Genomic DNA, 25,387 nt, shown 5'->3' with positions numbered 1-25,387 from the left:
GAACAATTAAATAATACATAAAAACATGAGAAAAATAATATTTATAATAGGTTTATTGCTGATTGGTTTTTCAGCACAAGCTCAGAAAAAGAAGAAAAATGCAAAAGTATCTTTAGAAGTAGATGGAGTTTGTATGATGTGTAAAGGACGTATTGAAAAAGCTGCTTTAAATAGTAAAGGTGTAAAATATGCGCAATGGAATGTAAAAACTCATGAGTTGAAATTAATTATTGATGAGCGTAAAACAGACGTTAAAACAATTCAACAAAACTTAGCAAATGTTGGTCACGATACTAAAGCTATAAAAGCAACCAAAGAAGCGTATGATAATTTACATCCTTGTTGTAAATATAGAAGTGAGGAAGTGCAAGAAGATCATAAGAAAGAAAATAAATAAAAAAATCCCGAGTTTTTACTCGGGATTTTTGTTATAACATTTGTAGGTTGTTTACTTCTTGTTGAGTTAACTCTCTCCATCTACCACGAGGTAAATTCTTTTTAGTCATACCAGCAAAAACAACTCTGTCTAATTTTTTTACAGTATATCCAAAGTGTTCAAATATTTTACGAACAATTCTGTTTCTACCAGAGTGAATTTCAATACCAACTTCCGTTTTTCTTTCACCTTCTACATAAGAAACGGCATCAATAAAAACTTTTCTTCCTTCAATAATTACATCACCTCTTAGTTTGTCTAAGTCAGATAACGAAAGTTTCTTGTCTAAAGAAGCATGGTATAATTTACGAACGTTGTGTTTTGGATGAGTTAGCTTTTTTGCTAATTCTCCATCGTTAGTAAATAATAATAAACCAGTAGTGTTTCTATCTAACCTCCCAACAGGGTAAATACGCTCTTTTGTTGCATTAGCTACAATTTCCATAACTGTTTTACGACCACGGTCATCTTCCATGGTGGTAATGTAGTTTTTAGGCTTATTTAATAAAATGTAACGCTTTTTTTCTATTGAAATTAAAGTTCCATCGAAACGTACTTCGTCTCCAGGTTGAACTTTATATCCCATTTCGGTAACCAATTTATTGTTTACTGAAACACTACCGTGTTCAATATAAGTATCAGCTTCTCTACGAGAGCAGATTCCTGAGTTAGCAATAAATTTATTTAAACGAATACCGGTATCTTCAGTTTTTTTCTGAGCAGGTTTATTAGGTTTGTTTTTTTTGAAACCTTTATTAAATCTTTTATTTCCTTGAGGATTGCTGTTACGATCAGCTTGTCGTCCTCTCGACGAGTTTTTTGAATTCATGCTTAAATTTTAAAAAGTGGGCAAATGTACGCCAATTATTTGATTTTTAATCTAAAACTTCAACGACTTTGTCTAAAATTAATGACTTATCTATGAATAGTAGACTAAATACTCCTATTAATAATAAGATTTTTAAAATGTTGTGTAACAGGCGATACTGATTAATTCTGGTTGCTTCCCAGGTGTAAATTCCGATAAAAAATAAAGTGAAAGCAGCTAAATAGAAATAGTATTTCATATATTCAATAGCTGGGTAGTTGTACAAAACACCAATTGGTATTAAGGTTAAAACCATTAATAAGATGATTAGCTTTTTGGTGTTTTTTTCCCCATATTTTACTGGAAATGTGTTGTAATTATTGGCAATAGCTCCTTTTATATTTTCGAGATCTTTTATTAATTCTCTAATCATGATAACTAAAAAAAGAAATACAGCATGCACAAAAATTACTTTTGAAAAATTTTTATAATGTATAAAAACAACAAAAAAGGGTAGTATAGTTAAAGTAGTTACGCTTATTAGACCTACAAAAGGATGTTTTTTAAGTTTGTGAGAATAAAACCATATGCCAAAAATATATAAAGCAAAAAATAAAGCTGCTCTCCAAGATACTAGCCATCCAAAACCAAAACCAACAAAATTTAAAAAGAAATATAAAGAAAGTTTCGTCTCTTGTTTTACATAAGAATCGATGCCAGATTTTATAGGTCGATTAATTCTATCAGCATTTTTATCATAAAAATTATTTATGATATACCCAGAAGCAACTACAGAAACTGTTGCGATAACTAAATAAAGTAAGTGCCAGTCTAAAAGAACAGGTTTTATCGATTTTTTATCTGAAAAAATAAAAATAGCAGCCAAATATTGGGCTGCTATTAATACTAATATGTTATATCCTCTAACAACAGAAAGAAGACTAAATATTTTTAACAAAAAAGTATTTGTTTTTAAAGTACTACTCATGGTAATATTATTAAAAACGATACACTAATTCTAATTTATAATCTTTTAAACTGTTTTTTGCTTTCTGGTAATCTTCAGTAAAACCTAAAATATAACCACCACCACCAGAACCGCAAAGTTTTAAATAATAATCGTTGGTTTGAATACCTTTTTCCCAAACTTTATGAAAAGGAGTAGGGATCATAGGTTTGAAGTTCATCAAAACTACTTTTGATAACTTTTTTACATTGCTAAATAACGATTTAATGTTTCCTTGTAAGAAATCATCGATACAAGCATCAGTATGAAGAGAAAATTCTTCACTTAACATTTTACGGAACCCTTCGTTCTTCATTTTATTCATGAAGATATTTACCATAGGTTCTGTTTCTCCAATTTGCTCAGAGTCTAATAAAAACACGGCACCTTTACCTTCTTTTTGAGAAGGAATACCAGCTGGTTCAATATTTTCTTTTGAGTTTATTAAAATAGGTAAACTTAAGTATGAGTTTAAAGGGTCTAAACCTGAACTTTTTCCATGGAAGAAAGATTCCATTAGTGAAAAAATTTGTTTTAGGACTAATAATTTATCACGAGTTAAGTTTTCTAAAACAGTAATTTTATTATTAGCGTATTTATCATAAATAGATGCAACTAAAGCTCCAGAACTTCCTACACCATATCCTTGTGGGATTGATGAATCGAAATACATCCCATTGTCGATGTCGTTTTTTAAAGAAACTAAATCGAAAGAAACGATATCTGAGTCTAAATTAGCAAGGTATTGATAAAAGTTAACTAAACTATTATTTGATTTGCTTGCTTCCCCTGTTAAGTTACTAGCCGATTTTAGGGCTCCTTTGTATGAATTAAATGGAATAGCTAACCCTTTAGAGTCTTTTATGATTCCATACTCACCAAAGAGTAATATTTTTGCGTAAAATAAAGGTCCTTTCATAATTTTTTAGTTACAAGGCAAAAGTACAAGTAATTGTATAAGTGTACAAACTAGTACACATTTTTATAAAATGTCTTCCAAACTCCAACTTTTTCGTTGTCTCTGTATTTTCCTTTGGTTTCTATTTTACCGTTTTTGTAAAAGGTTTTCCAAACACCTTCTCTTTTACCGTCGTTATATTTTCCTTGTTGTTTTAATTCACCAGATTCGTAAAATACTTTACGAACTCCGTCTAACTTACCATTTTTATAATTAGCCTTATGGAAAGGTTTGCCATTAGGGTGATAGTAGATGACTAAACCATCAAATACTTCTCCGTCAGGTTTATTAATAGTACTGTATCCTTCCATTTGAATTTGGCCATTTTTATAATAATCTATAATCCAAAAACCATCTTTAATTTTTTTTGGTGCTGGTCTATAGAATTCATGATTCTCTTTTGTTGTTTCTTTCCAGTTTTTATCAAACCAAATTGTTTCTTGACCAGTTATAGATGAAGTTAAGAAACCAAAAAACATAACTATTATTAATGTTGAAGTTTTCATAATTTCAAGGAATTTAAGGTTATAGTGGTTTTGCTCCGAACCCCACATTATCACAAATATACTGATTTTTTTGGCAGTAATTTGCTAAATGATTCTTAATAAATAACTCTACTTCAGTCTTTTCTGAGTTTGGGTAAAGTACATGGACATTTGCACCAGCATCTAAAGTAAAGCAGATGTTGCTATCGTTTTCATTACGATACTCCCATATTTTATTTATAATTTCTAAAGTGTTAGGTTTCATTAAAATAAAATAAGGATTGCTAGTCAGCATCATGGCATGTAATGTTAAAGCTTCACTTTCAACTAAATTAACAAAACCTTTGATGTCACCATTTTGAAGAATTTCTGATATTTTTTCTAAATTTTCATTAGCTTGTATAAAGCGTTGTTCAGCATAAGGGTGATTATGCATTAAGTTATGGCCAACAGTAGAACTTACTTGCTTTTCACCTTTGTCAACTAATAAAATAGTATCGCAATAATTTTCAAAAATTGGATGAACTTTATGAGGTAGTTTTACACCATACAAATCGGAGCTATCCTCAATAACTGGGTGTTTTCCCCAAACAACAATTGGACCTTCAATACTTCTACTAGCACTTCCAGAGCCAAGTCTGGCTAAGAAAGAGGCTTTTTGGTTTATAAATGATGCTGTTAAGTTGGGATTTAATTTGTTTTCTAAATTCATTAAGCACATAGCTATAGCCGACATTCCACTTGCAGATGATGCAATACCACTACTGTGAGGAAAAGAATTTTCGGAAGAGATAACCATATTATACTCTAATATATATGGGCAATATTCTTGAATTCTTTCAAAGAATTTAGCAATTTTAGGTTTGAAATCATCTTTCTTTTTTCCTTCAAAAAACAATTCGAATTGAGCATTCTCATTTTTTTCCGACTTAGTAAACTCAATTGTGGTTGTAGTATGACAATTGTTTAAAGTAAAGCTAATAGATGCGTTTTTAGGAATTTGAGGTTCACTTTTTCCCCAATATTTAACTAAAGCAATATTACTTGGAGTTTGCCATGTAACGGATAAGTTTTCTACTGATTTATCAGAAGCTTGGAATTTAAATTCTGCTGTATTCAAAGTGTAAAATTTTGCCGTAAAGATATAGTTTCACTTACACTTCTGCTAATTTTTGTAAAGTGCTTTCTTTATAACTTCTACTAATAGGTAATGCCTTTTTATTTATTTCAATAAACTCATTAGTATACGAAGAGATTTTATCAAGCGAAATAATATAGGATCTGTGAATTCGCACAAAATTATTTTGAGGTAATTTACTTTCTATATTGTTCATGGTTTCCCTTGTGACTATAATAGTTTGGCTAAGAAAAATTTTAACATAATCGCCTAAGCTCTCTATATATATAATTTCATTAAAATTAATTTTAACCATTTTTCTATCTGAACGAATAAACATAAACTCTTTTTGTGGAGATTCTTCTATAAGAGAAAGTGTATTGTTGTTTTTTGTTACTTTTTGAATAGCTTCAAAAAAACGTTCAAAAGCAATTGGTTTTAATAGGTAATCAACTACGTTTAAGTTAAACCCATCTACGGCATAATCTCTATAAGCAGTAGTAAAGATTACTTTTGATTTTTGACCTATTATTTTAGCTAAACTTAATCCAGTAATTTCAGGCATGTTAATATCTAGAAAAAATAAGTCAACTTTGTTTTTTTGCATAACTTGAATAGCTTCAGTGGCGTTATTACATGAGGTTAAAAGTTCTAGATTAGGGACTTTGTTAACAAATGAAGCTATAATTTCTCTGGCTATAGGCTCATCATCAACAATTACGCAAGTTGTTTTTTTAGACATGATTTAGCGGAGTTTTAAGTTCAATTTTAAAGATATTGTTTTCTTGAGTTATATTTAAAAAATAATGATTTTGAAACAACATTTCTAAGCGTTTTTTTATGTTTTCTAAGCCAATCCCTTTTTTAGAAGAACTGATATTTTTCATAGGGTTTTGAATGTTAAACTCCAGTGAGTTTTGAGAGGTTTTTATTGATAGGTCTACTTTTAAAACGCCATTAATTTGAACTCCATGTTTGAATGCATTTTCCACAAAAGGTAATAATAGCATTGGAGGTATTTTTACATTATCATATTCAATTTCTTTATGAAAATGAATATTTAAACTGTCTTGAAAACGCATTTTTTCTAAGGAAATGTAATTATCTATGTGTTCAATTTCATTTTTCAAGAATACAGATGGTTTGTCTATCTGGTACAATATATAATCTAATAATCCAGAGAGTTTTAAAATCATATTTGGGGTATTTTCAGATTTTTTTAGTGCAAATCCATATAAAGTGTTTAAAGTATTAAATAAAAAATGAGGGTGAATTTGCATTTTTAAAAACTTTAACTCTTGTTCTTTTAATTGGAGTTGAGTTTGTAAGAATTTGTTTCTTAGTTCCTCATTTCGTTGAGAAGATTTGTAATTGTGCACAATTAAACCTAATGTAATTGCAATAAAAATGACAAAGTATACGCCTAATATTATGAATAAAAAACCTTTAGTTAGAGGAATTGTATTTCCAGTAATCATTGAATCTGCAGAAAAAATTAATCCGTAGAGTATAGAAATTATAATAAAGAAGAAAGATACTATAAAGGTATAAACAGAATAGATAATGAACTCTATGTGTTTCTTTTTAATTAAATATTTAGGGATTAAAAAAATAAAGAAAAAATAACTGGAAGCAATTGTAATTGGCATTAAAAACCAAGAAAATTGATTAACATATTTGGTGTTGATACTTCCGTAACCTAAAAAGTATGTGTAGAAAAAATAAACACCTATCCAAAACAATAAATGTACACTACATTTAAGTATTATACCAATAATCAAATCTGATTTTTTCATAAGTTTACAATATTACTTTTTTTATTTATAAAACACATTTTTTGCGATGAAATACAAGATTATCAAGTAAAATTGTATAAAATAAGAGATAAGATATAGAAGAGGACTAAAATTGTAATTCATCTATTTAATTAATTCACTTGTCGCATTTATGAAAATAAGGTCAAACTGTTTGATAGATTTGAAATGTATTAATTTTAAAAAACATAAAAAATGACATTTTTATTTGCTAATTTATTAAATGATGGAGGCCCTTTGTATATGTATACAATATTAATTTTATTACTTGTTTGTGTGGGACTTTTGATAAAAGCATTTCTAAAAGGAGATGAGGGAAAACACACACAAAAATTAATAAGTCATATTAGTTTGTTGGCTTTAGTTTGGGGGTTTTTAGGTTTTATGATAGGGATGATACAAGCTATGGATGCAATTGCAATGGCAACAGAAATTAGTTCTGCAGTTTTAGCAGGTGGATTAAAAATAGGATTACTATCTCCTTCTTTTGGGATGTTAGTATTTTTAATTGCTAGACTAGGAATCATAGGACTTACTTTAAAGAATAACAAATAGGAGGAGAGGTTAATTAAAGAGGTTTGTGATTAGTTAATTGATCATACCCAATTCAATAAAGAATTGGGTATTTTTGTTGTGTAAAATTTAATTATGAGTAGAAAAATAAAACTAATTTGGGATTTTAAAGGTCCAGATGGTTTAGAAACAGCAAAACATCATTGTATACATTTGAAAGAGTTTGCGCAAATTGATAGTTTACCATATGATGAGGTAAATTATAAAGAAGTAAACCCAATGCATACATATGCTTTTATTATTGTAGATGAAACGCATATGAAAACTTTTAGAGATGCATTAAAACCTCATAGAGGAGTATTAGCTTAAAAAATAGAAATTAGATATGTTTTTAATAAATGCCTTAGCAAAACCAAGAAAGTCATCAGAACATTACGATGAAGTTATAGGAGCTTACGTAAGTTTATATATAGATTATAAAGATATAGAAGGAGCTATACGATTAGCAAAGTTTTATATAAAAGATGAAGGTTGGAAAGTAACAGAGATAGAAGAAGAGTACTTTACATTAGACTCTGTAGATGATGTAGATGAAGATCAAAAAGAACTGTATGAAGAAGCTATAGAATATGGTTATTCAATTGTTTTTAATTGTTACGAAGAAGAATAGTATTGAGTTTGTTTTTTGAAAAATAAATTTAAATACAGTATCTTATTAAAAAATTTATGTTGTATGAAGAACAAGTTTATATTAATGTCTCTATTTTTAGGAACTTTTTATGGTTTTTCACAACATAAATTTTCAACCTATTCAGCGCATAAGTCTATAACAGAAGCTATTCGTATTAACAGTGAATTAATTGCTGGAAGAACTTCTTTTTTTGAAAAACAGGCAGAAGAGAAACCTTTGATGTTTCAAAAGACAAAAACTAGAATAGAGGAATTTAATAGATTATCTAATAATTTGTCTGAATATATTGAGAGACTTCAAAGTGAGGCGAATACAGAACAAGTTTTATATGATTTATTAGAGGACAATCATTATAAGAATATTCTTTTTAGAAAGGGAGGAGCTTTAAGCTTTAAAGGGATTAGACTTAAAGTAAAAATTGATAGTTTGTATAATCATTCCGTTAAAATAAACGTACACAAATTATCACAGTTAGAAAATTTTTATAATGGTCATTTCAAAACAAATGATATTTTCTATGATCATGATGGGAATGAAATAGATTATTTTAAGTATCGTTTTTACGATAAAACAAATTATGGGATTATGATGTCTATGAATTGTTTGTTGTTAGATGTAAAAACATTCCAGTTATTGTACTATGGAACAATTATGAGTTATTAGTTGTTGTTTTTATTTGAAGTGGTGTTTTCAAAAGTAGTGTCATAATCGTCTCTTATAGTTCCCATTATTCTATCCCAAAAAAGGAAGTACAATCCATAATTACCATTAAATCTTTTATGATGTAAATTATGTGCAACGGAGGTGTTAATCCATTTACCAATAAAGGTTTTGTGAAATTTTTTAGGATACAATTCAAAGCCTAAATGTCCATAAACATTGTAAATAATTTGGAATAAAAAGAATAGTCCAAAAGAAGAAATATGAACTGGTAATGTAAAAGCAATTAAAGGAGCGATGAGAGCTTCTAAAAAAGCTTCAAAAGGATGAAAAGCATAAGCAGTCCAAGGTGATGGGTTGGTCGATTTATGGTGAATTAAATGAACTTTTCTATAAAGTTTAGGATGATGCATTAAACGGTGCATCCAATAAAAATAAGTGTCATGTAAGAAAAACATCCAAACCCAACTCAATATATAATATGTGGTACCGTATTCATCAAAATTAAAATAGATATTGGTATAGGGAAGTAAATAGTAAAACACAAAAAGAGCTACAGTGGCAAAAATTGAAACAGATATAAAAGAGTAGATAATATCTCTTTTATAATCTTTTAATTTAGGGAGCTTTTTTTGGATTTTTCTAAACCATAAAGTGTTTTTAAAAAGAATATAGAAAAGTATAAAGGCAGAACCTGCAATAACAAGGTAGCGAACTAGAATTTGAGTTGCGTCGCGAAGCCAAAATTCAATAAAAGTTTCTTCATTCATTATTTGTTAAAAATAAATGATTATTGAAGAGAAACAAAATAAATTATTGATTAGCAATAGTAGTTGCACAAATGAACCCGCCAGTCCAAGCATTCTGAAAGTTGAATCCGCCAGTAACAGCATCAATATTTAAAACTTCACCAACAAAAAATAAATTTTCATGTAGTTTACTTTCAAAGCGTTTAAAGTTTATTTCTTTTAAATTAACACCACCAGCAGTTACAAACTCCTCTTTAAAAGTCGTTCGTCCATTGGCATTAAATAATCCTTTAGTTAATTGATCAGCTAAATTGTTAAGCAGTTTGTTACTCAAATCACCCCAATTCTGATTTGTTTTAATATCAGAAGCAACAACCAAGCGTTCCCATAAACGACGAGGAATGTCAGTAAAAGGAGATTTTAAATTTACTTGTTTTTTTGCTTGTTGTTTTTTTAATTGAGATAATTCGTCTAAAACAGCATCAAAATCTTGTCCAAGCCAATTAACAAGAACATTGTATTGATAGTTCTTTTCAGCTAAAATACGAGCTCCAAAAGCTGATAGTTTTAAAATGGCAGGGCCACTTAATCCCCAGTGTGTGATTAATAAAGGACCATTGTTTTCCAGATTAGTGCCAACAAGCTTTACTTCGGCATTAGGAACAGAAATACCGCCTAGGTCAATAATTCGTTTGTCTTTAATGTTGAAAGTAAATAACGAAGGAACGGGAGGAACAATAGAGTGATCTAAAGTTTTACATAAATCCCAAACTTTTTTAGAACTACCAGCAGCAACGACTAAAAAATCGGCTTCAAATTGCTTTGCTTTAGTGTTAACAATCCATTTGTTTTTATGATGAGAAACACTATTTACGCCATGGTTTTTTAATACTTTAATACCAAGTTTATCAACAGCACTAGTAAAGCAGTCAATAATAGCTTGTGAAGTATTAGCTTCAGGGAAAACTCTGTTGTCACTTTCAATTTTTAAAGGAACGCCTTTATTGTCAAACCATTCAAAAGTATCACCAGTCATAAACTGATGAAAAGGACCTAACAATTCTTTTTCACCTCTTGGGTAGAATTTAGTTAATTCCTTAGGGTCAAAACAAGCATGCGTAACATTGCATCTACCTCCACCAGAAATTTTTACTTTTTGTAAAACTTCTTTTCCTTTTTCAAGAATAGTAATGTCTAGGTCTGGATTCTTTTCTTTCGCGTTAATGGCTGTAAAAAAACCAGCCGCACCACCACCAATAATTATTACTTTCTTCATTATAAAATCATTTCTTTATACGGTAAGATAGTGCTGAATCCTTTTTGATTGAAATAATCAATAGAGTCATCATTACCAGTAGCTAAAATAAAATCACCACCCCAAGCACCTAAGCTTTTAATTTCACCAAAGTAATCAGAAAAAAGACGTTTTTTAACAGGTTGTTGTTTAATAATAGAACTAATTATCTGTTCGTGTTCAACAATTATTTTATTTAAATCTTTAGAAGAGTTGGTATTTAAAAACTCTTGAGTTAAAGTATCTATTTCGTGAATTAAAAGTTTGGCTTGGTTTCTATGTTGTTTGTATTGAGAAATACCTTCTCTACTGTTTTGTTTTTGGTTTAAATAAACAAAAAAGAGTTCATCCGAAAAGTTTGGATTGAATATAACTTCGTTAACAATAGGTTGATTTTCTTTTAATTGATATAAAATAGGTGAGTTATGACTAGCACAAGCAATGTCGTAACCACTACCAGAAAAAGCATTCCATAACAAGGTAAACGGATTTACTTCAGCCCATGAAGCTATATTGTTTATTAAAGTAGAAGAGCTACCAAGTCCCCAGTTTTGAGGAAAAGTTAGATTTGTTTTTACAATAAAACCATGTTGTTTATCCAAAAACTTAGGGTTTAATCGTTTGGCTTCTTGTAAAATATCTCGTAAAGTTTCGGCAATAAATTCAGCACTCCCTTCTTTGTCAGAGTTAAAAGTAGCAGAGGTTAGGCGTAGCTTAGGTAAGTCGAAGCTAGCTTCAAACCAACATTCACCTGTATTGGTAAAGCTTCCCCAAATAAGTTGAGGTTCTTTTATAGGTTCTATAATTAAATCTTGTCCAAACTTAGTAGGTACAGCTAATGAAATAGCCTCGTCTAAGACTACATATTCACCAGTTAATAGTAATTTTCCGTTGCTATAAAATGTATTCAAACTATTTTCTTAATTCGTTAAATTTATCAACAACAGCACTATGAGAAACTGTTTTGTTTTCAAAAAAAGCTACTATTTTTTCTTTTTCTTTAGAAGTAGCTTCTAGTTGATTTAAAATATTTTGCAAATGCATTTTCATATGACCATGCTGTATGCCCTTGGTTGTTAAAGCACGTAAAGCAGCAAAGTTTTGAGCTAAACCAGCTGTTGCCATAATTTCCATTAATTCTCTAGCAGAAGGCCTTTGCATCATGTCTAAGGATAGTTTAGCCATAGGATGTAAAGCTGTTAGACCACCTACAGTACCTAAAGCTAAAGGAAGTTCAATCCAAAATTTAAAAACGTCATCTTCAATACTACAATGAGTTAAACTTCTGTATTGACCATCTTTAGAAGCATAAGCATGCGCTCCAGCTTCAATAGCTCTAAAATCATTTCCAGTAGCTAACACTACAGAGTCAATACCATTCATAATTCCTTTATTATGAGTAACAGCTCTGTATGGTTCTATTTCAGCAATTTTTACAGCTTGTTCAAATTTTCTAGCAAATTTATACGGGTCATCACCTCCTAAATCTTCAATTTTACAACTTACTTCAGATCTAACAATACACTCAGGAACATAATTAGAAAGGATGCTCATTATAATTTCAATATCATCTTTTCTAAACTGATTAGCCATTGCTTCTAAACAAGAGTTAATAAAATTAGCTCCCATAGAATCTTTAGTTTCAAAAGTAACATGAAGTTGATAGTAATTTTCAAGATCGTTAGTTTTATCAACCAATTGAATATCTAAAATACCACCACCACGTTTTTCCATGTTTTTAGTTATAGATGCTGTGGCTTTGAATAATTCTGGTTTTTGCTCGTTAAAATAAGCTTCTAAATCACTTTTATTTCCAGAATACATAAAATGAACTTGTCCAATTTTAGTAGTAGAAATAACTTCGGTTTTAAATCCTCCTCGAGTACTCCAAAATTTAGCAACTAAAGAAGCAGCAGCAACCACGGAGCTTTCTTCAACTACCATAGGAATTACATAGTTTTTGTTGTTAATAACAAAATTAGGAGCTATACCGTAAGGCATGTAAAAGTTAGAAATGGTATTCTCAATAAAATCGTCATGTAGTTGTTGTAATTTCTCATCTACATTCCAATACTGTTTTATAGTTTTAATAATTTCTGGTTGGTTGTTAAAATAATTAGTAGACAACCAATCTATTTTTTCTTCTTTTGAAAGCTTAGAAAAACCTGAAATAATTTTCGACATTCTTTGTTAGTTTTATAAGGGCCAAAGATAAATGAATCCTGTTAAAATAGGGTTGTTATTTAGGATTTCTACCAATTTTGGAGGGATTTTTGATGATTTTTCCGTAAACTTGGCAAACTTTTTATACAAACAACAAATCAATATGAAGAAAATATTAATGTTTTTTATAGGGATATCTACGTTTGTGCAAGCACAAAAAAAAGATGTTTCTTTAGAAGATATATGGAGAAATGGCACGTTTAGAGCTGATTACATGAACTCTTTAAATTCAATGAATGGCGATTTTTACTCATTATTGAATTATGCCGATGGAAGCACTTCTGTAGATAAATATAGCTATGAAACTTTAGAAAAAGTAGCCACAATTGTAGATAGTAAAGATTTAAGTGGATTAAAAACATTTCAATCATATAGTTTTAATAACGACGAAACAAAATTGATTTTAGGTACTGCCTTTAAACCGATTTTTCGTCGTTCTTTTTTAGGTACCTTTTATGTTTATGATATTGCAACGAAATCGTTAGATTTAATTGGAGAGGACATTCAAGAACCAACTTTTTCTCCAGATAGTAAAAAGGTAGCTTATGCAAAAGGAAATAATTTATTTATTAAAGATTATTCTGAAAACAATGTAGTTTACCAAATTACAAGTAATGGAAAGAAAAACGAAATTATTAATGGTATTACAGATTGGGTATATGAAGAAGAATTTGGTTTTGTAAAAGCTTTCGAATGGAGTAAGGATAGTAAATATTTAGCGTATTTACGATTTGACGAAAGTAAAGTGAAAACTTTTTCAATGGATGTTTACGGACAAGGGAAATATCCTACACAACATGTATTTAAATATCCAAAAGCTGGAGAAGACAATGCAAAAGTTTCTTTACATATTTTTTCTTTTGAAACAAATAAAACAGCTGAGATTACTGTAGGAGAATATGAATATATTCCAAGAATTAACTGGACTAACGAAGGTAATATATTATCAATCCGTACGTTAAATCGTCATCAAAATGATTTAAAAATGTATTTTGTTGATGCTAAAACATATAACAGTTCTTTAGTATTGAATGAAACGGATAAGGCTTATGTAGAAGTTAATGATGACTTAACTTTCTTAAAAGATAACAGTTTTATTTGGACAAGTGAAAAAGATGGATTTAACCACATTTATCACTACGATAAATCAGGAAAGTTAATTAACCAAGTTACTAAAGGTAATTGGGAAGTAACTTCATATTATGGTTATAATGAAGATAAAAAAACAATTTATTACCAATCGGTAGAAAATGGTTCTATCAATAGAGGAGTTTATAGTATTTCTTTAAAAGGAGAGAATAAAAAGTTATTAAGTAATCCTGATGGAACTAATAGAGCTTCATTTAGTAAAAACATGCATTATTTTATCAATACTTTTTCAGATGCTAATACGCCAAATGTGTATACATTAAGAAACGATGAAGGAAAAGTATTAAAAACAATAAAAGATAATGCGGCTTTAAAAGAATTAGTAGCGCAATACAATTTAAGTAAAAAAGAGTTTTCAACTATTAATGTAAATGGTGAAGACTTAAATATGTATACAATTAAGCCAGCTAATTTTGATCCTAATAAAAAATATCCAGTATTGATGTATCAGTATTCAGGACCAGGATCTCAACAAGTAGCCAACCGTTGGAATAGTGCAAATGATTATTGGCATCAAATGTTAGCACAAGATGGATATATTATTGTGTGTGTAGATGGAAGAGGAACAGGATTTAAAGGACGTGACTTTAAAAAAGTAACGTACATGAATTTAGTAAAGCATGAAACAGAAGATCAAATTGCAGTAGCTAAAAAATTAGCTGAGTTGCCATATGTAGATGCTAAGAGAATTGGAATTTGGGGATGGTCTTTTGGAGGTCATATGAGTACAAACTCATTATTAAAAGGAAACGATGTTTTTGCTGCGGCAATTGCAGTAGCACCAGTTACTACATGGCGTTTTTATGATACAATTTATACAGAACGTTATATGCGTACACCTGAGGAAAATCCTACAGGTTACGATGAAAATTCACCATTAAATTACCCAGAGTTATTAAAAGGTAAGTACTTGTTAATTCACGGTACTGGTGATGATAATGTACATGTACAAAATGCTTACAGAATGGCAGAAGCATTAATCCAAGCAAATAAACAATTTGAATGGGGAATGTATCCAGATAAAAACCACGGAATTTATGGTGGAAATACTCGTTTACATTTGTATACAAAAATGACAAACTTTATTAAAAACAACTTATAAAATATGGCAAATTCAACTTCTATTAAACAAAAAGAATTATTTGGGCATCCAGTAGGATTATATGTTCTGTTTTTTACGGAAATGTGGGAACGTTTTTCGTATTACGGAATGAGAGCAATTCTAGTATTATATTTAGTAGCAAAAACTACAGATGAAAATGCAGGGTTAGGTTGGTCTAATGGAGATGCGTTATCATTGTATGGAACTTATACAATGTTAGTATACTTAATGTCAATACCAGGGGGTTGGATTGCTGATAAAGTTTTAGGGCAAAAGAAATCTGTATTGTACGGAGGGATTTTGCTAGTTGCAGGGCATAGTGTTTTGGCTATCGAACAGATGTGGGCTTTTTATACAGGACTAGGTTTAATTATTGCAGGAGTAGGAATGCTTAAACCAAATATTTCAACAATGGTTGGAGGTTTATATAAGCAAGGAGATATTAGAAGAGATAAAGGATTTACAATTTTTTATATTGGAATTAATGTAGGTGCATTTTTATCAGCTTTAATTGTAGGATACGTAGGAGAAACTTATGGATGGCACTATGGGTTTGGTCTAGCAGGTATTGGAATGGCTTTAGGTTTATTGCAATATGTATTAGGTCAAAAACACTTAAAAGGAGTTGGAGATTATTTAGGGAAATCAGAGAATAAAGAAGATAAAGAAGCGTTAAAAAAGCCTTTAACTAAAATAGAGAAAGATAGAGTTGTTGTACTTTTAATTTCATTTTTATTAGTAATAATATTCTGGGGAGCTTTTGAACAAGCCGGAGGATTGATGAATATTTATGCTAAAGATAAGACAAGTAGAATGTTAATGGGCTTTGAAGTACCGGCTTCATGGTTTCAGTCATTAAATGCAATGTTTATTATCTTTTTAGGGACTTCAGTTGCTGCATATTGGGCCAATAGAAAATTGAAAGGAAAGGTTTCAACATCATTATTTAAAATGATAATGGGACTAATTATAATGGGGGCAGGATTCTTTTTTATGACGGGAGCAGCTGCACAGTTTGATGCGGATGGTTCTTCTGCAATGTATTGGTTAGTATTAGCATATTTATTCCATACAATAGGAGAATTATGTATTTCACCAGTAGCACTTTCATATATTACAAAATTAGCACCAGTAAAATATGCATCTATAATGATGGGAGTTTATTTTGCAATGACTGGAATAGGAAATAAAGTAGCAGGATTATTAGGTGAAGCCTCAGAGAGTTTAGGTGAATTTACAATTTTTACAGGAATAGCTGTTTTTTGCGTAGCTTTTGGACTGTTAATGCTTGTATTTAGAAAGAAATTAGAGGCTTTAACTCATGGAGCAGAAGATAACGAAAGAGATTTAAAGTACGAAGAAGCGGAAGGATTTGAATTAGCTGATAATAACTAAAAATAAAAATTAAACCTTGTAATGTATATTATTGCAAGGTTTCTTTCATTATAAATATATAAGAAAAATATGAATACTAGTATTAGGTTTGAAGGTTCAGAGATGAATCGTAAATTATTGATGGGACATCCATCTGGGTTATTTGTACTATTTTTTACGGAAATGTGGGAGCGTTTTTCGTATTACGGAATGCGTGCAATTTTAGTGTTATTTTTAACATCTGCAATTACAGGAGATAATCCAGGTTGGGGCTGGTCGAGAGAAGATGCTTTAGGATTGTATGGTACTTATACTATGCTAGTATATTTTACACCTATTATAGGAGGGATTTTAGCAGATAAATTTTTAGGTTATAGATGGGCAGTTGCTTTAGGTGCATTAATAATGACTATAGGGCATGCTACAATGGCATTAAATACACCATGGAGTTTATATGTAGGTATTGGGTGTTTAGTAGCAGGAAATGGATTGTTTAAACCGAATATTACTTCAATTATAAATGGTGTTTATAAAAATGCTCAAGAAAAGAAAGATGGAGCTTTTACTATCTTTTACATGGGAGTAAATGCAGGTGCGTTTATAGGTATTTTATTATGTGGATACGTAGGAGAAACATCTGGATGGCATTATGGATTCGGATTAGCTGGTATCTTTATGTTCTTTGGAATGTTACAGTTCTGGTTTGCTCAAGGAATCTTTGGAAAAATTGGTTTGGCACCATCTAAAAATGTAGATTTAGAAGATGCGATTGAAACTGAATCTTTACAAAAAGAAATTGTTGAAGAAAATGTTCCTGCAAATGTTCAAAGAGATAGATATATTGTTGTAGGTATTTTAGCTTTTTTTACAGTGTTTTTCTGGGCTGCTTTTGAACAAGCAGGAGGATCAATGACAATTTTTGCTAGTGATTATACTAATAGAGTTTTAGAAGGAGATTCAGCTAATATTTTTAGAATAGCTAATACACTATTAACGGTAGTTCCTTTGTTAATTATTACTTATGTATTATTTAAATTATTTAAAATTACATTCTCAAAATATGCTTTATCAAATATATTTTTAGGTACTAGTTTTATAATAATATGGGCTATAGTTTTTTGGATGTTAAAAAATCAATATAGTGACGTAAAAACAGAGGTGCCAGCATCATGGTTCTCAATTTTAAATTCTTTTTATATTATTGCTTTTGCGCCATTAATTTCAAAAATATGGGAAAGTAAATTTAATCCGCCAGCGACAGTTAAGTTTGGGTTAGGTTTAGTTCTTTTAGGATTAGGATTTGGAGCTTTAGCTTACGGTTCTTCAGCAATTCCACAAGGAGCTCAAACAGCTTCAGTAAGTATGATATGGTTAATATTAGCATATTTTTTACATACAATCGGAGAATTATGTTTATCACCAGTAGGTTTATCTTATGTATCTAAGTTAGTACCGGCAACTAAAATAGGAATGATGTTTGGATTATGGTATATAGCAGTAGGAATGGGAAATAAAGCTGCTGGATCAATGGGAGGTATGATTGATAAGATTACAGCTGCCTATGATATGAGTACATTCTTCTTAATATTTACATTAGTTCCAATGCTAGCTGGAGTAATTTTAATGGCTTTAACACCAGTAATGAAAAAGTTAATGCACGGGGTAAAATAATCCTAAATAAAAGTTAAAACAATATTACAACCTGCTAAATATTAATATTTGGCAGGTTTTTTTGTAAATTTGGAATACTTATTGAGACTTAAGAGATATGAAGAAATTAATATTAGTAGCAGTTTTAGTAATTGTTTCAGCTGGAGTGAAGGCTCAGGATAAAGTTAATTGGTTAACTTTTGAAGAAGCAATGGCAAAAAATAAAGTAAATCCTAAACCAATTTTAATCGATTTATATACAGACTGGTGTGGTTGGTGTAAGAAGATGGATAAAACAACTTATAAAAATGAAGTAATAGTTAAATATATAAATGATAACTATTATGCAGTGAAGATGGACGGAGAAGGAAGAGAAGATATCAGTTTTCAAGGAAAAACATATAAGTTTGTTCAACAAGGAAGAAGTAAATATCATGAATTAGCAGCTGCTATAATGAAAGGAAAAATGAGTTATCCTTCAACAGCCTTCTTTAACGAAAAAGAGCAACTGATTCAAACAGTACCAGGTTATATGCCTAAAGAACGTTTTGAAAAAGTGTTAGCGTTTTTTAATAATGATAATTATAAAAAAACAAGTTGGAAAGAGTTTGAAAAGAACTTTAAAGGTTCAATCTAAAATACGTTTTAGTTAATAAAATAAGCTCCGTTTTTACCAGTATAGTAAAACGGAGTTTTTTTGTTTTTACAAGTAAAATTCCATCGAGTTACATAGCTTTTATAATTGCTTCCATCAGCAATTATTAATTTAGGATTTAATGTATTTATTAGGCGAACTAAATTGATTTTGGGAGAGTTTTGTAAAATAATGATTGAGTTTTCAATTGGAAGTTTATAAACATTTAAACTATCAATAATTAAAATAGTATCAGATTTAAACTTAAATACATTAGTTTGAGGGGTAACTATAGTTTTATTTATAGATTCATTTGTGTTATAATTCTTAATTATATTTTTAGTAAAATTATTAAGGGCGTCTAACGATTGAAAGATTTGTAGTTTTTTGCCATTTCGTATTCCTATTAAGTTTTTTCGTTGATTATGAAAAACGATTACTTCTTGTTTATTTTCTTGAGTATACTTTTTGAAAATCAGATGCCCCTGAAGAAATAATACTGTTGTTAATGTATAGATGAAATAATTCATCTTTTTAGAAATAATAAATTGAAAAGAAAAGATGAGTATTAAATACCAAAACATCATTTCATAAAAAGACATTGAAATTTCCTGAAATAAAAACTTCTCTTGATTGGAAATCCAGTCAATAACTTTATTCATTTTAGAAATAATAAAAGCATAAGAGTCAATTAAAAATGAGGGTGTAGAATTACAAGAAGCTAATATTATAATTAAAACCCCACCAATTAAGATAAATGTTAAACATGGAATTATAATGAGGTTTGAAATAATAAATAAACTAGGAAATTGATGGAAATAGAATAAGCTAATTGGTAATACACTAATTTGAGCAGCAATAGATACGGTAAATAAATCCCAGAATTTTTTAAAGAAAAAAAACTTAGACTTCCATAAGGTTGATAATCTTGGTTGTATCCAAATAATACCAAAAACGGCTAAGTAACTTAATTGAAATCCAATATCAAATAAAAATAAAGGTTTTATTAATAGTAAAAAGAACATAGAGCTAATGATAGAGAACTCTATAACTTTCTTTTTTTTAAAAGCCTTTCCAATATTAAGAAAGCTAAACATAGTAACGGCTCTAACAACAGAAGCAGATAATCCAGTTATAAAAGCAAACGACCATAGCAATAAAATAACAAAGAGAGTTGTAGCTATACGACCGTGTTTAAGCTTTTCAAGAGGTTTAAACAGATAGTTTAGAATTATAAAAATAATACCTACATGTAAACCAGATATAGCTAAAATATGAATGGCTCCTGCTTTAGTATAACTCTCAAGTAATTTTTTCGACATATTTTTCCTTTCACCTAATAATAGAGCATCAATAACTGCTCGTTCATCAGGATTGAAATGGAGTTTGTTTAAAGAAGATTGAATCTTGTTTCTGAAATTTTCAGCAAAACCAGTTAGTGAAAATGTTTTCTTTTTTAAAAGTTTGAATTCATCTTTATTAATAAAAGCTTGATGATAAATATATTGTTTAGCTAAATAGTTTTTGTAATTGAATTGATAAGGATTAAGGGGAGAAGGAATGTCTTTAAATTGAGTTTTTATAAAAACTCGATCATCAATTTTTAAAGAAATAGAAGAACTGTCTTTTTTTATGTTTAAAAGAATATTACCTACTGTTTTATTTGAATCAATTTGAACTATTTGAGCAACAAACTTATGATAGTATTGGTTAGATCTTAAATTTTTCTTGATTATAAGTACTGTAGATGAATTCTTAGAAATATACTTATAATAAAAGTTAGGATGATTTTTAGGGTTATTTATGAATGTAATAACAATTCCAATAAAGAGAAAAAAAAGTAAAGTTATTAAAGAAAATAATCTACGGAGGTTCTTTCTTTTTAAAGCATATAAAATTGATAAGATTAAAAGAGTAATAAACCCAATGTAAATAAAGTTAAGCTGCCAAACATTTAAATAAAATTGGATAATAATGCCTAAAATGACACATATAAGGAAATGAAAAGGTAAAAATTCCAATAGTTTTTTCATAGCACTGATAAAACTATGGTTTTTAGATATATAGATATTTACCGTTTATTACATATTTCCTACCGTTTATTACATATATGTGTACGGTAGTTATTTTTGATGAGGAAATTAGCGATATAAAACGTCCCTTTGCATATTGAAATAATTGATATCCTAAATTATTAAATATGAAAAGAATAGTACTCATAATAGCCTTTTCTCTATTGTTTTCTTGTAATAACGAAACTAAGAAAAAACTAATTTTTTTAGATAAAAATGCATACGAACATCCAGTTTGGCAAGATATGCTCTTACAAGAAAAAGTAAAATTTTCTGATGTTGTTTCAGCATTTAAAGCTTATAAATCTACTCATAATTTAGATAGTGAAACTATAGAGCATTTTGAAAAACTAGAAAAAAGAGTAAAGCCAAAATTAGATAGTGAGGGTTATTTAACTTCAGATTTAGGATCTTATAAAGAATTATTGGTTTATAGAAAGGCTTTGCCAAGTACTAAAAAACAAACAACAAATTATGAAAAAGTAGCAACATTTTTTACGTCGAGTATTCCTAATAATAATGGATACGGAAGTTGGAAAAATTTAGGGCCTTTTGGCGATCCTGAAGTGCACTGGTCAGCGACTGGTAATGGAGCAATACAATATTTAGAAATGCATCCAACAAACCCAGCGATTATGTATGCCTGTGCCAGAAATGGAGGGCTTTGGAAAACAGTTAATTATGGTAGGAATTGGATACCTCAAACCGATTATTTTGCAACAGATAATACTTCGTGTATTGATGTAAATAAATCCAATCCATCTATATTGTACCTAGGAGCAGCAGAAGATCAAAAGGTTTGGTATTCTAATAATGAAGGTATCTCTTGGGAGGACAGAAGTTCAGGGATTTCAGGTACTATTTATGATATTCACTCAGATCCAGTAGATGCAACTAGAGTACTAGCAGCTACATCCAATGGTATTTATTTAAGTGTAAATTCGGGATTAAATTGGGTGTTGAAATTAACGGGGAGTTATACAGATATTGACTTAACAGATAATTGGGACTTAATAATAGTATCAGATAATAATGCAGATGTTGACCCAGTTTTAAATTTCTCAAAAGATAAAGGAGATACCTTTATAGAGAAAAATATTATAACACACCTGAATAAGGTAGATCGATTTTATTTAGGGCTTTATAAGCCAACAACGGGTTCTACTCAGGTTTTTGCTTATGGTTTAGATGATGGAAATACCCCCACAAGATTTATAGGTTTATGGAAATCAGATTTTAATCCTAATCCAGCAGATAATACTTCTTATTTTAATTTCACAGAAGTGAAACACCCAACTTATAATTATCCTAATGGACCAGTTCCTTTAGTAAAAGCAACAAATGCTCAAGGATTTACAGAAGAAACGTCAGATTATTATGGGAGTATAAATCCTTATTCTTCAGCTACTTGGATTAGTGACTTTTTTGTGAGTCCCAATAATCCAAATAGAATGTTAACGTTAAGAGAAAAGTTTTGGGGTAGTGAAGATGGAGGAATTCTATGGGAGTATAAACCAAGTTATGGAGAAAGTAATTGGGCTGATAATAGATATGTTACAACGAATGTAGCAAAAGATTCTGTGTTTTGGTGTAATGATGGAGGTATGTGGGCAATTAAAGAAGATGATTTATTTCCCACAGATGCTGAAGTAACAGCCTCAGGTTTGTCTAAGAAAGCTTATTTAAATAGTAAGGTAGTTTCTAAAAACGGAGATATTTGTGTTTCTGAAGGAAGTCAAATGGATGTTAGTCTAATGGATAAAGGAGTATTTATGACAGGAGGGCAGGACATAGGACAAATATTTACGAGGAATGGAAGAGATAGTCATGTAGCTTCAGCAGATGTTTATAGAGGAAGAATACAACCTAATGATGATACTAAATTTATTACAGGAAGTCTTAAAGTAAAATTAGATGGTGGAACTAATGAGTTTTCTGTGTACAATAATATTAATGCCGATTATTTTAATGCAAATAGATTATATGGATTTACTACAGGTGATGTACGTTTAGTTCGTTCCCCATTAAATAAAGATGGGTGGTTAGTAAATGGTTTTAAAGGAGAGAATCAAGCGAATTCTACAGGACATTCATGGGTGCCAGTTCATGATAATTGGGAAACAGTTAAGGTTACTTCAGCTGGAATTACAAGTTTACATCCAGGAACCTTTGAACAATCAAGAGCAAATAAAGAATTAGCGTTTTTGGGAGATGAAGTAGGAAACAGGCTGTTTTATACAGAAAACTTGTCGGCAGCTGAACCTACTTGGATAGAGCTTTCAAATGCACCCAAAGTATCGCATTATAGAATAGCAACACATCCTTATAGCGAAAATATAATTGTCATTGCTACTAACGCAGGAGTGTATATCTCAAAAGATAAAGGAGAAACTTGGAAGTTAAAAGGTAATTTTCCATCAACCAATCCAGCCTCAGTATTAATGGATAAAAATACTACAGAAGGAGTTTATATATATACCAATCTGACAGTATATTATTCAGATGAAAATCTAACCAATTGGGTTGAATTTAATAAAGGGTTACCGTTACAAAATCTTTCAGATATGCGTATTGCTTATTATCCTAATAATGATGGTAGGTTATATGTGTCAAAATATGGAAGAGGTGTTTGGAGTTCAAGCCTACAATCTGTATTAGATAAAAATGGAAACAAACCAGTGGCAGATTTCAATATTTATGGGAATGATTCAAATGAAATTAAAGAAGGAGATTCAATCACTTTGGTCGATCAATCTTCTAATGCGACTGAATTAGAGTGGACAATAGAAAATGGTAACGATGTAATTAATATAGCTAATCAAACAACACCAAAAGTAGTATTATCAACTGTAGGCTATTATAAGGTAACATTAAAAGCAAGTAATACAAATGGTTCAGATACTATTGTTAAAGAACAATATATTCATGTTAAAGCCAATCCAATAACACCTAACTGTGTATTAACTAGTACTTGGAATCTTCCATGGTATAAAGGGATTAGTACTATTAAATTAAACGAAGAAGAATATAGTGTAACAGATAAAAGCAATTATGTTGCTACAAATAAAGTATTTAATTTTTTTGCAGGAGAACAATCATCAATTTTTATAAAAGATAGTTATGCAGGTTCGTATAATCTTTATTTAAAAGCATGGATAGATTATAATAATGATGGTGATTTTGATGATATAAATGAAGAAATAATTAGTTCAGGAGGATTGGTAGATGAATATACGTCTAATTTTACTGTGCCTAACTCTGCAGTTAAGAATAAATATCTATTAATGAGAGTGACAGGTATTGAATCATCAACAGCACCAACTTCATGTCAAACAACAGGTACTACACAAACAGTTGATTTATTAGTAGAAGTGAAATCTAAAGTAAATTTCAATAATATACAGCATTCATTAGTCAATAGTAATACTGTAACCTTGGAAGCTACATTTGAGGGAGCAACTAATGTTATCAATTCAGGATTTGTATATTCTAAATTTGACGGAGATTTGAATATAAATAATTCATCAGTAAGTTTACATTCTTCAATAGTATCAAATAATACGATATTTCAAAATACAATAAGTGATTTAGACTATAATGGAAAATATTATTATCGTCCTTTCGTGAGAGATGCATATGGAATTCATTATGGAGATAAACAAAGTTTTGAACTTACGCCACATAAAATTCCATTAGCAGAAAGTTTAGTAGCTTTAAATTTAGGGAATAATCAATGGAAGTTAAAAGGAATAGTTTTTCCAGAGAATAATGATTTAGAAGGATTGTTTATAGAATATGGAACTACTGCTTTTGATAATAGTATTTCATTTAATCCTTCCATATATAGTAAAGATACAAAGTTTAATATCGAAACAGAGATTAATACTGTAATAGGAAATTCATATCAGTTTAGAATAAAATATGCTGCAGGTGGAAAAACATATTATAGTAATGTGGTTAGGTTTGATACAGATAAAACAATATGTACCCCAGTTGTAGATAATAGTCCTTGGTTTAAAGTAATTAACAACGTAACCTTTAATGGAAACTCTAATGATAGCTCAGGAAGTGAAGGCTATCAAGATTTTACTAATATAATATACGATGTAAAAGAAGGAGAGAGTTATTCAATTTCAATAACTGACTCTTATACTCCAGGATTTAATTTAAGTTATGTAGTTTATATAGATTATAATAATGATGGAGATTTTACGGGCTATAATGAAACTGTCGCTAGGCAGAATGTAGCTGGTGGCGAAACTTTTACAGGAACTATTACTATTCCTACAGAAGATGTAGTTTATGATACCAATTTAAGAATGCGTGTAATTGGGTATGAAGGAAATGTAAATAGTTGTCATGTTATTACAGGGCAAGTTGAAGATTATTTAATTAAAATTGAATCTGTACAGAATACAGTTACGGCGGTAACAGAAACCTTTACAGGAATCAACGGAAAAGTAGGAGGAGTCACAGCTAGTGTTTTAACAAACGATACGTTAAATGGAACTTTATTGAACGTTTCAGAAGTTACTTTAACAGCAGGAGCTTCACCAACACATCAAAGTGGAAGTATTGTAATGAACTCCGATGGAACAATAACCGTAAGTTCAGGAACCACCGCAGGTACTTATGATTATGAATATACTATA

At 29.8% G+C, this 25,387-nt stretch carries 22 protein-coding genes; 10 read left to right on the top strand and 12 right to left on the bottom strand.

Translation table 11 applies throughout. The features are described 5' to 3' along the window. Positions 1–25: 25 nt before the first annotated feature. The gene (locus tag F7018_RS15315; protein WP_150900980.1) at positions 26–397 is read left to right on the top strand and encodes a heavy-metal-associated domain-containing protein; all 372 of its coding nucleotides are present in this window, start codon (positions 26–28) and stop codon (positions 395–397) included. A 31-nt stretch (positions 398–428) separates the two neighbouring features. Here the strand turns inward: F7018_RS15315 and F7018_RS15310 are convergent, their stop codons facing one another. From F7018_RS15310 to F7018_RS15280, 7 genes are read right to left on the bottom strand one after another with little or no spacing between them, the layout of a single operon-like run. Further along, positions 429–1,265: a pseudouridine synthase gene (locus F7018_RS15310; RefSeq protein ID WP_150900979.1), complete on the bottom strand. Its 837-nt coding sequence runs from the start codon at positions 1,263–1,265 to the stop codon at positions 429–431. A 46-nt stretch (positions 1,266–1,311) separates the two neighbouring features. Then, entirely contained in the window at positions 1,312–2,232 is a 921-nt protein-coding gene (locus F7018_RS15305) for a geranylgeranylglycerol-phosphate geranylgeranyltransferase (RefSeq protein ID WP_150900978.1), read from the bottom strand. A gap of 10 nt (positions 2,233–2,242) precedes the next feature. Beyond that, positions 2,243–3,169 carry a mevalonate kinase family protein gene (locus tag F7018_RS15300; protein ID WP_150900977.1) on the bottom strand — a complete coding sequence of 309 codons (927 nt, stop codon included), beginning with the start codon at positions 3,167–3,169 and terminating at the stop codon, positions 2,243–2,245. Between the two features lie 50 nt (positions 3,170–3,219). Then, positions 3,220–3,714, bottom strand: coding sequence for a toxin-antitoxin system YwqK family antitoxin (locus F7018_RS15295; RefSeq protein WP_175578754.1), 495 nt, complete (start codon positions 3,712–3,714; stop codon positions 3,220–3,222). Positions 3,715–3,733: 19 nt separating this feature from the next. Further along, positions 3,734–4,813, bottom strand: coding sequence for a diphosphomevalonate/mevalonate 3,5-bisphosphate decarboxylase family protein (locus tag F7018_RS15290; protein WP_150900975.1), 1,080 nt, complete (start codon positions 4,811–4,813; stop codon positions 3,734–3,736). A gap of 34 nt (positions 4,814–4,847) precedes the next feature. After that, entirely contained in the window at positions 4,848–5,552 is a 705-nt protein-coding gene (locus tag F7018_RS15285) for a LytR/AlgR family response regulator transcription factor (protein ID WP_150900974.1), read from the bottom strand. Continuing rightward, entirely contained in the window at positions 5,545–6,606 is a 1,062-nt protein-coding gene (locus tag F7018_RS15280; RefSeq protein ID WP_150900973.1) for a sensor histidine kinase, read from the bottom strand. Before F7018_RS15280 ends, F7018_RS15285 begins: the two co-directional genes overlap by 8 nt. 213 nt (positions 6,607–6,819) lie before the next feature. Here F7018_RS15280 and F7018_RS15275 point away from each other — a divergent pair, with 213 nt between their 5' ends. From F7018_RS15275 to F7018_RS15260, 4 genes are all read left to right on the top strand, one after another. Continuing rightward, the gene (locus F7018_RS15275) at positions 6,820–7,179 is read left to right on the top strand and encodes a MotA/TolQ/ExbB proton channel family protein (RefSeq protein WP_150900972.1); all 360 of its coding nucleotides are present in this window, start codon (positions 6,820–6,822) and stop codon (positions 7,177–7,179) included. Between the two features lie 93 nt (positions 7,180–7,272). Continuing rightward, a complete protein-coding gene (locus F7018_RS15270) occupies positions 7,273–7,506 on the top strand; it encodes a hypothetical protein (protein WP_150900971.1) in 234 nt (77 codons plus the stop codon). A gap of 16 nt (positions 7,507–7,522) precedes the next feature. Next, positions 7,523–7,807: a hypothetical protein gene (locus F7018_RS15265; protein ID WP_150900970.1), complete on the top strand. Its 285-nt coding sequence runs from the start codon at positions 7,523–7,525 to the stop codon at positions 7,805–7,807. A 63-nt stretch (positions 7,808–7,870) separates the two neighbouring features. Beyond that, positions 7,871–8,491, top strand: a complete 621-nt coding sequence (locus F7018_RS15260) for a hypothetical protein (protein ID WP_150900969.1) — start codon at positions 7,871–7,873, stop codon at positions 8,489–8,491. Here the strand turns inward: F7018_RS15260 and F7018_RS15255 are convergent. Genes F7018_RS15255 through F7018_RS15240 form a run of 4 tightly spaced genes read right to left on the bottom strand, consistent with a single transcriptional unit; the run spans position 8,488 to position 12,715 of the window. Then, entirely contained in the window at positions 8,488–9,258 is a 771-nt protein-coding gene (locus F7018_RS15255; protein ID WP_150900968.1) for a sterol desaturase family protein, read from the bottom strand. The two genes, F7018_RS15260 and F7018_RS15255, sit on opposite strands and share 4 nt — an antisense overlap. A 43-nt stretch (positions 9,259–9,301) precedes the next feature. Next, complete coding sequence (locus tag F7018_RS15250; RefSeq protein ID WP_150900967.1) at positions 9,302–10,513, bottom strand: BaiN/RdsA family NAD(P)/FAD-dependent oxidoreductase; 1,212 nt, start codon at positions 10,511–10,513, stop codon at positions 9,302–9,304. After that, a complete protein-coding gene (locus F7018_RS15245) occupies positions 10,513–11,442 on the bottom strand; it encodes a GYDIA family GHMP kinase (protein ID WP_150900966.1) in 930 nt (309 codons plus the stop codon). Before F7018_RS15245 ends, F7018_RS15250 begins: the two co-directional genes overlap by 1 nt. A gap of 1 nt (position 11,443) precedes the next feature. Continuing rightward, positions 11,444–12,715, bottom strand: a complete 1,272-nt coding sequence (locus tag F7018_RS15240; protein ID WP_150900965.1) for a hydroxymethylglutaryl-CoA reductase, degradative — start codon at positions 12,713–12,715, stop codon at positions 11,444–11,446. Positions 12,716–12,857: 142 nt separating this feature from the next. On the opposite strand from F7018_RS15240, the gene F7018_RS15235 reads away from it, so the two are divergent. From F7018_RS15235 to F7018_RS15220, 4 genes are all read left to right on the top strand, one after another. Then, positions 12,858–15,005 (top strand): S9 family peptidase, encoded by a 2,148-nt coding sequence (locus tag F7018_RS15235; protein ID WP_150900964.1) that lies wholly within the window; start codon positions 12,858–12,860, stop codon positions 15,003–15,005. 3 nt (positions 15,006–15,008) lie between these two features. Beyond that, positions 15,009–16,400, top strand: coding sequence for a peptide MFS transporter (locus F7018_RS15230; protein ID WP_150900963.1), 1,392 nt, complete (start codon positions 15,009–15,011; stop codon positions 16,398–16,400). 69 nt (positions 16,401–16,469) lie between these two features. Then, positions 16,470–18,050, top strand: coding sequence for a peptide MFS transporter (locus tag F7018_RS15225; RefSeq protein WP_150900962.1), 1,581 nt, complete (start codon positions 16,470–16,472; stop codon positions 18,048–18,050). A 97-nt stretch (positions 18,051–18,147) separates the two neighbouring features. Further along, positions 18,148–18,666: a thioredoxin family protein gene (locus F7018_RS15220; protein ID WP_150900961.1), complete on the top strand. Its 519-nt coding sequence runs from the start codon at positions 18,148–18,150 to the stop codon at positions 18,664–18,666. 8 nt (positions 18,667–18,674) lie between these two features. Here F7018_RS15220 and F7018_RS15215 read toward each other — a convergent pair whose 3' ends face one another. Continuing rightward, entirely contained in the window at positions 18,675–20,696 is a 2,022-nt protein-coding gene (locus F7018_RS15215; RefSeq protein WP_150900960.1) for a ComEC/Rec2 family competence protein, read from the bottom strand. A 167-nt stretch (positions 20,697–20,863) separates the two neighbouring features. Here F7018_RS15215 and F7018_RS15210 point away from each other — a divergent pair. After that, positions 20,864–25,387: WD40/YVTN/BNR-like repeat-containing protein (locus tag F7018_RS15210; protein WP_175578753.1), on the top strand; the 4,524-nt coding region annotated here is incomplete at its 3' end.

It is taken from the genome of Tenacibaculum aiptasiae (assembly GCF_008806755.1).
Taxonomy (GTDB): Bacteria; Bacteroidota; Bacteroidia; order Flavobacteriales; family Flavobacteriaceae; genus Polaribacter; species Polaribacter aiptasiae.
This window is presented reverse-complemented; position numbering and strand designations above follow the sequence as displayed.

Coding starts and splice junctions, on each gene's coding strand:
- F7018_RS15315 (WP_150900980.1), top strand. CDS start 26: ATGAGAAAAATAATATTTATAATAGGTTTATTGCTGATTGGTTTTTCA.
- F7018_RS15310 (WP_150900979.1), bottom strand. CDS start 1,265: ATGAATTCAAAAAACTCGTCGAGAGGACGACAAGCTGATCGTAACAGC.
- F7018_RS15305 (WP_150900978.1), bottom strand. CDS start 2,232: ATGAGTAGTACTTTAAAAACAAATACTTTTTTGTTAAAAATATTTAGT.
- F7018_RS15300 (WP_150900977.1), bottom strand. CDS start 3,169: ATGAAAGGACCTTTATTTTACGCAAAAATATTACTCTTTGGTGAGTAT.
- F7018_RS15295 (WP_175578754.1), bottom strand. CDS start 3,714: ATGAAAACTTCAACATTAATAATAGTTATGTTTTTTGGTTTCTTAACT.
- F7018_RS15285 (WP_150900974.1), bottom strand. CDS start 5,552: ATGTCTAAAAAAACAACTTGCGTAATTGTTGATGATGAGCCTATAGCC.
- F7018_RS15280 (WP_150900973.1), bottom strand. CDS start 6,606: ATGAAAAAATCAGATTTGATTATTGGTATAATACTTAAATGTAGTGTA.
- F7018_RS15275 (WP_150900972.1), top strand. CDS start 6,820: ATGACATTTTTATTTGCTAATTTATTAAATGATGGAGGCCCTTTGTAT.
- F7018_RS15270 (WP_150900971.1), top strand. CDS start 7,273: ATGAGTAGAAAAATAAAACTAATTTGGGATTTTAAAGGTCCAGATGGT.
- F7018_RS15265 (WP_150900970.1), top strand. CDS start 7,523: ATGTTTTTAATAAATGCCTTAGCAAAACCAAGAAAGTCATCAGAACAT.
- F7018_RS15260 (WP_150900969.1), top strand. CDS start 7,871: ATGAAGAACAAGTTTATATTAATGTCTCTATTTTTAGGAACTTTTTAT.
- F7018_RS15255 (WP_150900968.1), bottom strand. CDS start 9,258: ATGAATGAAGAAACTTTTATTGAATTTTGGCTTCGCGACGCAACTCAA.
- F7018_RS15250 (WP_150900967.1), bottom strand. CDS start 10,513: ATGAAGAAAGTAATAATTATTGGTGGTGGTGCGGCTGGTTTTTTTACA.
- F7018_RS15240 (WP_150900965.1), bottom strand. CDS start 12,715: ATGTCGAAAATTATTTCAGGTTTTTCTAAGCTTTCAAAAGAAGAAAAA.
- F7018_RS15235 (WP_150900964.1), top strand. CDS start 12,858: ATGAAGAAAATATTAATGTTTTTTATAGGGATATCTACGTTTGTGCAA.
- F7018_RS15230 (WP_150900963.1), top strand. CDS start 15,009: ATGGCAAATTCAACTTCTATTAAACAAAAAGAATTATTTGGGCATCCA.
- F7018_RS15225 (WP_150900962.1), top strand. CDS start 16,470: ATGAATACTAGTATTAGGTTTGAAGGTTCAGAGATGAATCGTAAATTA.
- F7018_RS15220 (WP_150900961.1), top strand. CDS start 18,148: ATGAAGAAATTAATATTAGTAGCAGTTTTAGTAATTGTTTCAGCTGGA.
- F7018_RS15215 (WP_150900960.1), bottom strand. CDS start 20,696: ATGAAAAAACTATTGGAATTTTTACCTTTTCATTTCCTTATATGTGTC.